The organism is Janthinobacterium sp. PSPC3-1, from assembly GCF_049896105.1.
Lineage (GTDB): Bacteria > Pseudomonadota > Gammaproteobacteria > Burkholderiales > Burkholderiaceae_D > Janthinobacterium.
Genome location: NZ_JAFCTQ010000002.1, coordinates 353,104 through 365,373 on the forward strand (window position 1 = coordinate 353,104; position 12,270 = coordinate 365,373).

General features: G+C 59.7%; 11 protein-coding genes and 1 tRNA gene. 5 read left to right on the top strand and 7 right to left on the bottom strand.

The annotated features are described in order from the left end of the window. Position 1: 1 nt before the first annotated feature. Positions 2-703: a two-component system response regulator CreB gene (creB, locus tag ACP7B7_RS03850; RefSeq protein ID WP_426075781.1), complete on the bottom strand. Its 702-nt coding sequence runs from the start codon at positions 701-703 to the stop codon at positions 2-4. A 195-nt stretch (positions 704-898) separates the two neighbouring features. Between creB and ACP7B7_RS03855 the strand changes: the two genes are divergently transcribed. Continuing rightward, positions 899-1,459, top strand: a complete 561-nt coding sequence (locus ACP7B7_RS03855; RefSeq protein WP_426075782.1) for a tetratricopeptide repeat protein — start codon at positions 899-901, stop codon at positions 1,457-1,459. A gap of 11 nt (positions 1,460-1,470) precedes the next feature. Here the strand turns inward: ACP7B7_RS03855 and ACP7B7_RS03860 are convergent, their stop codons facing one another. Together ACP7B7_RS03860 and ACP7B7_RS03865 are read right to left on the bottom strand one after the other, a co-directional pair. After that, complete coding sequence (locus tag ACP7B7_RS03860) at positions 1,471-2,316, bottom strand: DUF817 domain-containing protein (protein WP_426075783.1); 846 nt, start codon at positions 2,314-2,316, stop codon at positions 1,471-1,473. A gap of 71 nt (positions 2,317-2,387) precedes the next feature. Next, positions 2,388-3,356, bottom strand: coding sequence for an IS1595 family transposase (locus tag ACP7B7_RS03865; protein ID WP_426075784.1), 969 nt, complete (start codon positions 3,354-3,356; stop codon positions 2,388-2,390). Between the two features lie 164 nt (positions 3,357-3,520). Between ACP7B7_RS03865 and ACP7B7_RS03870 the strand changes: the two genes are divergently transcribed. After that, positions 3,521-3,931: a cupin domain-containing protein gene (locus tag ACP7B7_RS03870; RefSeq protein ID WP_308924679.1), complete on the top strand. Its 411-nt coding sequence runs from the start codon at positions 3,521-3,523 to the stop codon at positions 3,929-3,931. Between the two features lie 76 nt (positions 3,932-4,007). Further along, positions 4,008-5,270 carry a hypothetical protein gene (locus ACP7B7_RS03875; RefSeq protein ID WP_426075785.1) on the top strand — a complete coding sequence of 421 codons (1,263 nt, stop codon included), beginning with the start codon at positions 4,008-4,010 and terminating at the stop codon, positions 5,268-5,270. Positions 5,271-5,288: 18 nt separating this feature from the next. Here ACP7B7_RS03875 and ACP7B7_RS03880 read toward each other — a convergent pair whose 3' ends face one another. Then, positions 5,289-6,305: a diacylglycerol/lipid kinase family protein gene (locus ACP7B7_RS03880; protein WP_426075786.1), complete on the bottom strand. Its 1,017-nt coding sequence runs from the start codon at positions 6,303-6,305 to the stop codon at positions 5,289-5,291. 809 nt (positions 6,306-7,114) lie between these two features. Here ACP7B7_RS03880 and ACP7B7_RS03885 point away from each other — a divergent pair. Together ACP7B7_RS03885 and ACP7B7_RS03890 are read left to right on the top strand one after the other, a co-directional pair. Beyond that, positions 7,115-7,774 carry a hypothetical protein gene (locus ACP7B7_RS03885; RefSeq protein WP_426075787.1) on the top strand — a complete coding sequence of 220 codons (660 nt, stop codon included), beginning with the start codon at positions 7,115-7,117 and terminating at the stop codon, positions 7,772-7,774. Positions 7,775-7,782: 8 nt separating this feature from the next. Then, entirely contained in the window at positions 7,783-7,965 is a 183-nt protein-coding gene (locus tag ACP7B7_RS03890; protein WP_426075788.1) for a hypothetical protein, read from the top strand. A 423-nt stretch (positions 7,966-8,388) separates the two neighbouring features. Here ACP7B7_RS03890 and ACP7B7_RS03895 read toward each other — a convergent pair. The 3 genes from ACP7B7_RS03895 to pepN all read right to left on the bottom strand — a co-directional run bounded on the left by ACP7B7_RS03895 (position 8,389) and on the right by pepN (position 12,238). Beyond that, positions 8,389-8,464: transfer RNA gene (locus tag ACP7B7_RS03895), tRNA-Thr, on the bottom strand. A gap of 84 nt (positions 8,465-8,548) precedes the next feature. After that, positions 8,549-9,550, bottom strand: a complete 1,002-nt coding sequence (locus ACP7B7_RS03900) for a class 1 fructose-bisphosphatase (RefSeq protein WP_308924675.1) — start codon at positions 9,548-9,550, stop codon at positions 8,549-8,551. Between the two features lie 33 nt (positions 9,551-9,583). Then, on the bottom strand, positions 9,584-12,238 hold the full coding sequence (gene pepN / locus ACP7B7_RS03905) for an aminopeptidase N (protein WP_426075789.1): 2,655 nt from the start codon (positions 12,236-12,238) through the stop codon (positions 9,584-9,586). Between the last annotated feature and the right edge of the window lie 32 nt (positions 12,239-12,270).

Genomic DNA, 12,270 nt, shown 5'->3' on the forward strand with positions numbered 1-12,270 from the left:
GTCAGGCGCCGGCCAGGCTGTAGCCCAGGCCGCGGTGGGTCTGGATCGGCTCTTCCCGCGCATCGACGGCGCGCAGCTTGGCGCGCAGCGATTTGACATGCGCGTCGACCGTGCGCTCGAGCGTGTCGGGCGCGCCGCTCCAGACGCGCTCCATCAGCTGCGCGCGCGACAGCACGTGGCCGGGATGCTCGAGCAGGGTTTTCAGCAGCAGGTATTCGTAGCGGGTCAGGTCCAGCGGCTGGCCGTGGAACAGCACGCGCGCTTCCAGGCCCCGCAATTCAAAGCGGGAAGCGCCGGCGACTATCGGCTTGCCAGCGTCCGGCGGCGTCTGCGCCACCCTGGCGCGGCGCAAAATAACGCGGATGCGCGCCACCAGTTCGCGCGGCGAAAACGGTTTCGTCACATAGTCGTCGGCGCCGATTTCCAGCCCCACGATGCGGTCGATTTCATCGCTGCGGGCGGTCAGGAAGATCACCGGCACGTCGGAAAACTGGCGCAGCTGGCGGCATGCCTCCAGCCCGCTCATGTCGGGCAGGCCGATATCGAGCACCACCAGCTGTGGCGCATCCTCACTGCGCAAGACGGCAAGCGCCTGCTCGCCGAGCATCACGTGGCGCGGCGTGAAACCATCGGTGCGCAACGCATAGGCGATGCTGTCGGCGATCGCCTGTTCATCTTCGACGATCAGGATGGTGCGGGTCATGGCGGCGCCGTAGTGGATGAGGAGAACGGAGTATCCCTGAAGCGGGCAAGCAGCGTCAATCGCAGGAACAGGATGAAGCGTGTGGGGCAGCGCGCATAAGCGCGCAAAAAAATGCTCACAGTAAATTAGTTATAGTATATTTAATCATACCTTCCCAAGAGATGTACCTGTGTCCACCGCCCGTACGAGGAAATCATGAAGACATCCACCATCAGCCTGTTATGCGCCGCCAGCCTGCTGGCCGCCTGCGCCACCACTCCCGATCCGGCCCCGGCGATCGCCGCCTCCAGCATGCAGCACGACGCCTGCAATGCGGCCGAGCTCAAGGGCCAGCTGGCCGAAGCCGAACTGGCCTGCAAGCAGGCGCTCGACAGCGCCGTCAAGGCCGGCGCGAAAGATGAACTGCTGTCGCAGCACCAGTACAACCTGGGCCGCATCAAGCGCTTGCTGGGCAAGCATGTGGAAGCCGAAGCGCTGTACAAGCAGGCGCTGGCCACCGAGGAAGCGGCCCTGCCGCGCAGCGATGCGCGCATCGGCCGGCGCCTGGTGGAACTGGCGTCGGCCCTGTCGGCGCAAGGCAAATGGCAGGAAGGCAGCGCCTACCTGGAGCGTTCGCTGCCGCTGCTGCACAAGCTGTCCGACACCTCGCGCACCTACTCGGCCGAGGTCTTGCGCCAGTACGCGAAACAGCTGCAGGGCGGCCCGCAGGCCGCGCTCGGCAAGCGCTTCATGGAAACGGCCGCCATCCTGAAATAGGGATCACCGGCTTAAGCACGCGCGATGTGAATGCTGTGCTTGATGTGCTTGAGGTGGGCGATGATGGTGAACGTCATCACCACCAGCAGCGACCATGAACTCCATTTGCTGACGTGCACCGCCGACCAGGCGCCCAGCTGGTTCGGGTAGCGCCACACGCCCCAGAAGGTGCTGATGTTTTCGGCCAGCCAGATGAAAAAGCCGACCAGCACGAAACCGAGCAGCAAGGGCATGCCGCGGTCGCGGTCGAGCGGACGGAATACCACCGTGGTGCGGGCGTACAGGCCCAGCGCGCAGGCGGCCAGGTACCAGCGGTAGTCGCCAATATAGTGATGCGTGAAGAAATTGGCATAGATCAGCAGCGCGATCGTCACCGCCATCCAGTACGGCGGATGGTGGCGGATGCGCATGTCGAGCAGGCGCCAGGTCTGGATGATGTAGCTGCCGACGGCCGCGTACATGAAGCCCGAGAACAGCGGCACGCCGAACACCTTGCTCCAGGCGAAATCGGGATAGCTCCAGGACTGGATGCCGCCCGATACCTTGAACACCTCCAGCGCGAAACCGACCGCATGGAACAGGCACACGGCCTTTAATTCATCCCAGGTTTCCAGCTTGCCCCAGACCATCGCGCCCTGGATGGCCAGCGCCGCCAGCAGCAGCACGTCGTAGCGCGGCAGGCCCAGGATGCCGGTGCGCGGCACCAGGAACACGGCGCCGAAGAACAGCCCGACGAACAGGCAGGCCCTCGCCTCCTTGATGCCGAAATACAGGAATTCGGTCAAAAAACGCGGCCAGCCGCGCAGGCCGCCACGCGGCGTCGCATTCAACAGATGGGTATCGAGAGTATTAAGCATGCGGCAACTTTAGCGCCCGCCCGCCACACTGTAAAGCGCTATCGCCCTGCGGCGACGGCGCAAAAAAAAGGCTATGTCACCGTCAAATGTGGGAATGTACCCAAGGTGGCCCTGAGCAAGCTTTCGGGGGACAAGATTCTCCTGGCGTCCAGTATCCAGCGCCAGCCCAGGTAGTTGGGCAGATAGCGCGTCGCGACGCCATGAAAGGCGCGCAGCCAGTCACGCAGCCGGCTGTGATACGCGTTGACATTCTGCACGTGCACCGTGCCGCGCACGCGGATGCCGGCCCGCAAGTTGACGGCTTCATGCTGGATGCCGATCTCCCTGGCAAACACGGGATAGGCCGGATGGCCATCGCTGACCAACAAAATGTCGCGGTCGATCACCGGCGGCAGGCAGGCGTGCAGCTTGGCCTTGGTCAGCTGGCCCAGGCCAGTGACGAAATCGACGGTTTGCCCGGTGCGGTCACGCGCCACCAGGATGCATACTTGCTCATCCGAAATGCCGCGCTTGCGGGCAGTCCCACCCCGCTTGCGTGTCGGCCGCGTCAGATGCCGTGAACCTTTTTGCGACTCCAGTACATACATCTCGTCGGCCTCGGCAATGCCGTGCAGACAGCGTGGCCGGTCGGTCTTGGCCAGCACGAGAAAACGATGGCGCCAGCGAAAGCTGGTATTGCGATGGACATTTACTTGCGCGGCGGCCTTGCGCACCGAAAACGAGTTGAGCAGGCAGTCGGCATAAACCAGCCATCGCTCTTTATGGTGCAAATGTGCCAGCGGCGTGCCCGTCAAGGCGTTGAACGTTTTGCCACAAGGAACACAGCGATAGCGTTGCAGGCCGTGGGCCTGGCCGTGGCGGTGGAAATGGGTCGATTGGCAGGCGGGGCAATGCAGTTGCGCTTGTGCTATCTGCTCAATCAGGGAGACAGCCGCCTCCTGCGGCGCGCCGCTGCGCAACAAGTTGCTGCTGGCAATACGCTGGCGATGCGATAGTTGTGAAAATTGTTGGGCGAAAATCTGCCACTGGGCTGTGTCCACGATCGGCTCCTGGAAGGAAATACCTGATCAGTTAGACCTCAGCAACTGCTTGGCGTTCCCACTGCTTTCGATGACATAGCCCTTTAAAAACACCCACGATCGTTCAATACGGGCTGGCGGCGCCTGCGTACTCTGAGTGGATCACCACTTCAACGGAGCACAGCATGTCCATTATCACCAGCACGCGCGGCCAGGGCCAGTCGATCGACCTGTCAGCCAAAATCGACCTGATCGACGGCCACTGGCAGCCGCGCGTGGTCGCCGAAATGAATGACTACCAGTTCAAGGTGGTGAAAGTGCAAGGCGACTTCCAGTGGCACCGTCATGCCGATACTGACGAGACCTTTATCGTGCTGAAAGGAGAGTTGCACATCGCCCTGCGCGGCCCCGGCTATGCGGACAATCACGTCATCGTGCTGACCGCCGGCCAGATGGCGGTGGTACCAAGGGGCGTCGAGCACAAGCCCGGCGCCGCCGCCGAAACCCGGCTGCTGCTGATCGAGCCGCGCGGCGTGGTCAACACGGGCGATGGCGCGGCGGACGAGCGGACGGTGGAGAATGATCAGTGGATTTAAAGCATTGGCTACCCCCCCTTGCCCGCACAATTGACCAATCATTAACATTGACAGGAGTTGTGTTAGGGTAATGTGCATGGGCCAGGCACGCCGTGTCGCGGGGTTGATGACGATACCTGCCCTGCGTGGCAACACCGGGGCCGTCCATATGAAAGGATTGTTAGTGAGCTTAATATCAGGCGGGCTTGTTGCTGGCATGAAGCGCCTGGCCCGGCGTCCTGACCCGATCTTGCTGCTGTGCGCCGCAGCTGCATTGAGCGCCTGCAGCTCGGACGACAAGGGTGCGTACGCCATCTATAATTATTCAGGCAAGCCAGTCATCTCGCCTGTGGTGCTGAGCAACACCGGACATCATGCCGTGTCAAGGGAACGCATCCCGGATCAAAGCGCCAATCTATTTGGCAGCGTGGAATCATTCAAAAAAGAACGCTCCATCACGCTCGAATGGATAGCCGGCGAAGGCCGCGCCACCTGGTACCGCGCGACCTTGCCGGTAAAAGTGGAGCAGGCCGATGGCACCATTATTGAAATTTACATGCGTCCGGACAACTTCGTCTGTGCCAGTCTGATCGGCGATATCCGTCCAGGCACTGACAGCGAGAACCTGGCCCGCGCCCACCAGGATCGCAGCATGCTCTCATGCGCGCAGCCGGTAGCGCTGCCGCGCCTGGCGCCGGGCATGGCAAACAGCCTCAGGCACCATACCGTGACCTACAGCCAGAAACGCTACGAACACGGCGGCACGGATACGATGACCTATCAAACCCTGATCCACAAGGACAAGCATGTCGCCTTGCGGTTCGAGAAAGAATACCCGCATGGGGACAGAACGCGGTCCATTGAGGAATTCAGGGCGCTTGATCTGCTTGGCAATAATGCCGGGTGGCTGGTCACTGCGGACCTGGGCAATAACAATATTGGCTGGTTTGTTGTCAGCGGTGACAGCTCGGCATGGTCATCGCGTTTTGTCGGCGAGGTCCACGGCGAGCAACGGCGCCTTTCGGATGACCGGCTATATCATGATGCGAATGTCGTCGTCGACACCAGGACAGCCGAGGTCTTCATGCTGCCCAAGTTCCGTAACCTCACTTACTCGGTGATGGGACAGAGTCCCGATGGCCGCCAACTTGCCATATTCTGGCAAAAAGACTATCGCGTTCCGCAAGACCCGGCTTTGCCAGATTTCAATTTCGGCATGATCGACCTCGAAACCGGAAAGACGATGGAAGCGCAGATAGCAAACCTGCCTGCCTTGCCGCCGAATCAGCATGTCATCATCTTTTATCCCGAATGGTATCGAGAGCACTGCACCTGGGCACCACTGCTGCAGTGCCAATAAGCTGCAAGGCGGCGTCCGCTAACGGATATCGGCCAGTCCGGGGGCGAATGCGGGCGGCCGGCCAGGAGGTGATTCGGACACCGGTGACGCATGAGGCTTCAACAGCAACAACTGCTCATCGAGCACGCGAAACTCCAGCGGATTGCCCATGTAGCTGACCTCGCCATCGGTCGCCACCTTGATCTTGCGGCGCCGCGACAAGGTGCGCACCTTCACCTGCATGTGCTTGAAACTGAAGGTGGCCAGCTGCTCGGCATGATCCAGGCGCCCCAGTTGGCCCAGCACGCCATGCAGCATCAGCCACAACATGCCCAGCTTGCCTTTGGTGCGTGGCGCCACGGCAGCCAGGTGACCATCTTCCAGCGCGGCGCTGAGCGGTGGAATGCCGACCTGCTCCATTTGCAGTCGGTTATTACCGACAAAAAACGTAGCGGTACGCATGCGCTGCAATTTGCCGTCCAGATTCAATACCAGGCGCAAGCGGCGATGCGGGCTGAGGATGGTTTTCAGGGCCGACAGCCCCGCTACCAGGCGGCTGCGGCCAAACTGCTTCTTGTCCACTTCGCGCTCTTCCAGCATCTTCGGATACAGGCCGATGCTGGCATTGACCAGGAACACGCGGTCATTGACCATGCCGACCTGCACCGGATGCAGCCGCGCCACGAGCAGCGCATGTACCGCCTCGCTCAAATCCTCGGGTATGCCGTGGGTGCGGCCAAAATAATTGAACGTGCCTTGCGGCAGCACCCCGAACGCACAGCCATGCGCGATCGCCTGGCGCGCCACGGCATTGATGGTGCCATCGCCACCGGCCGCCACCAGCACCCCGCCAGCATCCGCAGCTTGCTGCGCCAGCCTCGCGGCGACCTCGTCGATGGTGTCCGGCTGGTCGATCATGGTCAGGTAAAACCGCCGGCCAGCCGCGCCTAGCACCGACTCGATGGTCGAACGCCGTTCCTCCGTCTCGTCATGACCGGAGCCGGCATTGAGCGCGATGAAAAACGGGGCGTCGGGTGCAACAGCAGTGGTTGGCATGGCGGGGTCGCTTGATCATCGTCACCGGGGCGGTGCATGCACGTATCGTAGCGTGAAGAGTGGGTTGGGCTATGGACGGTAGCGTACTCACTTAGCAAGTTGTACTAAGAAAGCGGTCATATGAGATGGCACGCTTGTTGTGTGTTTTCGTTACAAGTACCTCAAGGACATAAAAGTGCAGACGTCTGCACATATCCCAACTGCCCCCATGAGGTACAACTCCGCACCAACCCACCGAACCGACCGCACATCACATAAGGAGAGCTGATAGCTACCGAAAACTGTCGAAGAAGATGCTGCAGCGTCTGCCGAAGTACACACACGTATCTCAAGTGCAAAGAAACAGCCGACTAGACTGCGAGCCTCAAGGACATTAAAAGTGCAGACGTCTGCACAGCTCCCAGTTGCTCCCCCATGAGTTACAGCTCCACACTGATCACCGAACCAGCCATACACCACCTAAGGAGAGCTGATGACTACCGAAAACTGTCGGAGAAGATGCTGCAACGCCTGCCGAATTACACACTCGCACCAATGCCGTCAAAGGCAATTTATGGGGTAAACATCGGCATCTACCTGAAGCGCTGCATGGATCCAACGGGCTAAGGTAGCGTCTACCTACCCGCTTTCGCTAAACATATCCTGCTTCTAACGTTAGAAATGGCCCAATCACTTCATACAGCAAGTGAGATGATCGCATGGACAGCAAGTCATGCCGCATAACGATGCAAAACACGTCAAAGAAATCGTCATGTAAGGCTTGAATTCAATGGATAAATATGCTGGTAGTATTTTTTTGATGTATGATCATGCTTATTGACACGAAAAACAGTGTCAACACAGAGATGATGCATCTGAAAATGCATACACAAAACCGGGCAAAAAGTCCGGTTTTTCCATCTCTTCTGACCATTGACAAATTAGCGCCACATCCTAAGATTACGATGAGAGTCTGTAAATTCACGCAAGAATCACTCGCAGTAACTAGGCAGGCATGGCTTGCATCTGCAACAGAACTTGATATGCCAGTTCTTGACTATGAGGTTACGCTTGACTGGACTGCATCACACTTAGAGTACGAAACAGTGCAAGGCGATTCACTAGCATATGCCATCATGAATGGTGAAGATACAGCACTCGCGATCTTAGAAATTGTGTACACAAAGAGAGCTGGACCAGATGTTGGCTGGCTGAAGATGCTCAGTATTAAACTAAGTCCTGAGTTTTCCCCGGCAGAGATTGATGGCAAGCCTGAAAAAATTCTTGCTGTTGTGGGTATGTACACAGCAGCTATCACGGGGACGCTGCAGTTGACAAATAGCCACAATGCGCGCGTCGTGAAGTTGTATGGACGCGACAATAATTTGTCAGCCTTACTCAAGGCGATCAAAGAGCAGCTTGAGACCTTAGCGGCAGAAAAATTCGAAGTTGAATTCAATGGGCGTTGGCTAGTAATTTCAGCAAAATAGGAGTACTTATGAAAAACATTCACTACATGACCTTGGCTACTATCCGTATGCAAGATCCAGTTTCGTTCGATGCGATGATATCAACAGCTATCAGCAACGCAGTCCGATCGGTCGGAGACGAAGTGTTCGTGGCAGCGATGCGTGCGGCAGAACCGAAGTATCAAGTAGAACAGATCAAGATAGCAGCTTAACCTCTGAGCTCAAACCAAATAAGCCCGCACACAGCGGGCTTATTTTTTGCATGTAGATCAAGTCATGGTTTCTCATAGACCGCGTGACGTCACTATCAGATTGGCCTCAATCTATCCCTCTCCTGGTCAGCACCTGAGAACCAGCGGATAGCAACTCATTCTCTGGTTAGCACTCTCAGCTTTGAATGCGTCGTTTACTGGTGTGCCGCGCGCAGCGCCAGGGCGAGATGCGGCGACAGATAGGCAAGGCTGCTGGCCGCATGATGCGCGATGTCGTGGGCAACACCTGCCAGGACCGCAATTCTACCCATCTCACGCTCCTTGAAAACAGCCGAAATCACCATCAGGCCAGACTGCCGTATTTGAACAAACAACAAAAAACCCGCTTACCTTTACAGATAAACGGGCTTTTTAATGAATCTTTGGTGCCGCTTGCCGGAATCGAACTGGCGACCTTTTCATTACGAATGAACTGCTCTACCAACTGAGCTAAAGCGGCGAAGACCCACATTCTACAAACAAAGCACAAAATTTGCTAGTGTCAACACGAACTTTTTTGCAGAGTGTGGGGGAAAGCTCGTGCTTATTCCTGGTGGTAGGCGGTCACGCGGGCGACTTCGTCTTTCGAGCCCAGGTAGACCGGCACGCGCTGGTGCAGCTTGTGCGGGGCGATGTCCATGATGCGCTGCTGGCCGTCGGTGGCGGCGCCGCCGGCCTGTTCGACGATGAAGGCCATCGGGTTCGCTTCGTACATCAGGCGCAGCTTGCCCGGCATCGAGGTGTCGCGCAGGTCGGCCGGGTACATGAAGATGCCGCCGCGGTTCAGGATGCGGTGCACGTCGGCCACCATCGAGGCGATCCAGCGCATGTTGAAATTGGTGCCGCGCGGGCCGGTTTCGCCGGCCAGCAGTTCGTTGACGTAGCGCTGCACGGGCGGGTGCCAGTGGCGCGCGTTCGACATGTTGATGGCGAATTCCTTGGTGGTGGCCGGAATCTGGATATTGCTTTGCGTGAGCACCCACGAACCCATTTCGCGGTCCAGCGTGAAGCAGTTGACGCCATTGCCGAAGGTCAGCACCAGCATGGTTTGCGGGCCGTACACGGCGTAGCCGGCGGCGACCTGCTTGGTGCCGGCCTGCATGAAGTCCTGTTCGGTCGGCTGGCCCATGCCATCCGGCGCTTTCAGTACCGAGAAAATGGTGCCGATCGAGACGTTGACGTCGATGTTCGACGAACCGTCCAGTGGGTCGAACAGCAGCATGTATTCGCCCTTCGGATAGCGGTTCGGGATCGGGTGGATCGATTCCATTTCTTCCGACGCCATCGCCGCCAGGTGGCCGCCCCATTCGTTCGCTTCGAGCAGGATCTCGTTGGAGATGATGTCGAGTTTTTTCTGTACTTCGCCCTGCACGTTTTCCGTATCGGCCGTGCCCAGCACTTCGCCCAGGGCGCCCTTGCCCACCGCGTGGCTGATGGTCTTGCAGGCGCGCGCGACGACTTCGATCAACAGGCGCAGTTCGGCCGGGATGCTGTTGTTCGAGCGCTGTTCTTCAACCAGATATTGCGTAAGACTGATGCGTTTCATGACTTCCCTTTTGTTTTAATAATGACTGCAGTATTAGTTCGCCAACGCCTTGGAAACGACTTCCATCACGTCGTTCGACAGGCTGGCCTGGCCGGCGACCTGTTCCAGCGCGGCGCGCATATGGGTTTGCAGGGCCGGCAGGTAGCGGCGCCAGCGGTCCATCGAGCGCGCCAGGCGCGCCGCCACTTGCGGATTTAACGCGTCGAGCGCGATCACCTGCTCGGCCCAGTAGGCGTAGCCGCTGCCGTCCGGCGCGTGGAACTGCGACGGATTGCCGTTGGTGAAATTGAAGATCAGGCTGCGCGCGCGGTTCGGGTTCTTCAAGGTGAAGGCCGGATGCGTCATCAGCTCGCGCACGGCCGCCAGGTCGGTGGTCGGTGCGGCCGCCTGCATGGCGAACCATTTGTCCACCACCAGCGCTTCGCCCTGGAAGTCGCTGTAGAAACTGGTCAGGGCCGCTTGCGACGCTTCCTGGGCGCCGGAGTGGATCAGGGCGCCCAGCGCGGCCGCGCGGTCGGTCATGTTGCCGGCGCCGTCGAACTGCTGCTGCGCCAGCGCCAGTTCGTCCGCTTCCGGTGCGATCAGGAGGTAAGCGAGCGCCAGGTTTTTTAGCGCGCGCTTGCCGGCCGACAGGGCGTCGGGGCTGTAGTCGCCCGGCGTCTGGTTGGCGTGGTATTGCGCCAGCAGTTCCGGTTTCAGTGCGGCGGCAATCGTGCGGCGCATGAACTGGCGCGCCGTGTGGATCGCCTGCGGGTCGACCTGCGCCATGCGCTCGGCGATGATGGTCTCCGACGGCAGGATCAGGGCCAGCTCGCGGAAGGCCGGGTCCAGCGTCTCGTCGGCCAGCAGCGCGCGCTGCGCTTCGATAAAGGTGTCGTCCAGCGCCAGCGTTTCGCCGGCGGCCACTTGCGCCGTCAGTGTCAGCAGGCGCGCCATGGCCAGGCGCTGGCCCGCTTCCCAGCGGTTGACAGGGTCGCTGTCGTGGCGGAACAGGTGCAGCAGTTCGGCGTCGGTGTAGGCATATTCCAGCACCACCGGCGCGGAAAAGTCGCGCAGCAGCGACGGCACGGGCAGTTCTTCCACATTGATGAAGCGGAAGGTCTGCCAGCCTTCGGTCAGTTCCAGCACGGCGCTGGTGCCGGTGATGACATCGCCGCCTTCCAGCTGCAAAGGCAGGTCGCGGCCATCGGCGCCCAAGAGCCCCACGGTGACGGGAATATGGAACGGCAGCTTTTCGGCCTGGCCGGGCGTGGCCGGGCAGCTTTGCCGCAGGGTCAGCTCGAAGGTTTTTCCGGCGGCGTCGTAGCGCGTTTCGGCTTGCACGATGGGTGTGCCGGCCTGGCTGTACCAGCGTTCGAACTGATTGAAGTCGCGGCCGTTGGCATCGGCCATGGCGGCGCGGAAGTCGTCGCACTGCACGGCCTGGCCATCGTGGCGTTCGAAATACAGGTCCATGCCCTTGCGGAAGCCCTCGCGGCCCACCAGGGTCTGATACATGCGCACCACTTCGGCGCCTTTTTCGTAGATCGTGACGGTGTAAAAATTGTTGATCTCGACGAAGGAGTCGGGGCGCACCGGGTGCGCCATCGGGCCGGCGTCCTCCGGGAACTGCGCCTGGCGCAGGGTCCGCACCTGGTCGATGCGGGTCACGGCGCGGCCGGTGTCGGTGCCGATCATGTCGGCCGAGAATTCCTGGTCGCGGAACACCGTCAGGCCTTCTTTCAGCGACAACTGGAACCAGTCGCGGCACGTCACGCGGTTGCCGGTCCAGTTGTGAAAATATTCGTGGCCCACCACCGCTTCGATGCCGGCGTAATCGACGTCGGTGGCCACGCGCGAGTTGGCCAGCACGTATTTGGTGTTGAAGATGTTCAGGCCCTTGTTTTCCATCGCGCCCATGTTGAAGTCGCCGACGGCGACGATCATGAAGCGGTCCAGGTCCAGCTCCAGGCCGAAGCGCTCTTCGTCCCAGCGGATCGAGTTTTTCAGCGACTGCATGGCGTAGTCGGTTTTATCGAGGTTGCCGTCTTCGACCCATACCTGCAGCAGCACTTCGCGGCCCGAGTTGAGCGTGTAGCGCTCTTCCTGGCAGACCAGGCGCGCGGCGACCAGCGCGAACAGATAGGAAGGCTTCTTGAACGGATCTTCCCACTTGGCGTAATGGCGGCCGTCACCGAGGTCGCCCTCTTCGATCAGGTTACCGTTCGACAGCAGCACCGGATATTGCTCCTTGTCGGCGCGCAGCATGACGGTGTATTTCGCCATCACGTCCGGGCGGTCCGGGAAGAAGGTGATGCGGCGAAAACCCTCGGCTTCGCACTGGGTGAAGAAGTTATGGTTCGATACATACAGGCCGGACAGGGACGTATTGTCCTGCGGCGCGAGGATGGTTTCGATATCGAGTTCGACATCGTCGGGCGCTTTCGGAATGGTCAGCATGCTGGCCGTCAGCTTGTATTGCGACGGCTTGAGTACTTTGCCATTCAGGCGCACCTGTACCAGTTCGATATGCTCGCCGTGCAGTTCGATGCTGCGGCTGGTGCTGTCGGGATTGTGATGCATGCGGATCCGGCTCGCCACTATCGTGCGGGCGGGATCGAGATCGAAACCCAGTTCCACGGTGTCGACCAGATAGCTGGGCGGCGTGTAGTCCTGGCGGTAAATCGTCTGAGGGCTGTCTGTGCGCATAGGGATGGAATGGGAGCGGAGGCAAAAGCCTA

What these genes read in the sequence shown, in the direction of transcription:
- creB (WP_426075781.1), bottom strand. Translation starts at nt 703, where the DNA reads ATGACCCGCACCATCCTGATCGTCGAAGATGAACAGGCGATCGCCGAC.
- ACP7B7_RS03855 (WP_426075782.1), top strand. Translation starts at nt 899, where the DNA reads ATGAAGACATCCACCATCAGCCTGTTATGCGCCGCCAGCCTGCTGGCC.
- ACP7B7_RS03860 (WP_426075783.1), bottom strand. Translation starts at nt 2,316, where the DNA reads ATGCTTAATACTCTCGATACCCATCTGTTGAATGCGACGCCGCGTGGC.
- ACP7B7_RS03870 (WP_308924679.1), top strand. Translation starts at nt 3,521, where the DNA reads ATGTCCATTATCACCAGCACGCGCGGCCAGGGCCAGTCGATCGACCTG.
- ACP7B7_RS03875 (WP_426075785.1), top strand. Translation starts at nt 4,008, where the DNA reads ATGGGCCAGGCACGCCGTGTCGCGGGGTTGATGACGATACCTGCCCTG.
- ACP7B7_RS03880 (WP_426075786.1), bottom strand. Translation starts at nt 6,305, where the DNA reads ATGCCAACCACTGCTGTTGCACCCGACGCCCCGTTTTTCATCGCGCTC.
- ACP7B7_RS03885 (WP_426075787.1), top strand. Translation starts at nt 7,115, where the DNA reads ATGCTTATTGACACGAAAAACAGTGTCAACACAGAGATGATGCATCTG.
- ACP7B7_RS03890 (WP_426075788.1), top strand. Translation starts at nt 7,783, where the DNA reads ATGAAAAACATTCACTACATGACCTTGGCTACTATCCGTATGCAAGAT.
- ACP7B7_RS03900 (WP_308924675.1), bottom strand. Translation starts at nt 9,550, where the DNA reads ATGAAACGCATCAGTCTTACGCAATATCTGGTTGAAGAACAGCGCTCG.
- pepN (WP_426075789.1), bottom strand. Translation starts at nt 12,238, where the DNA reads ATGCGCACAGACAGCCCTCAGACGATTTACCGCCAGGACTACACGCCG.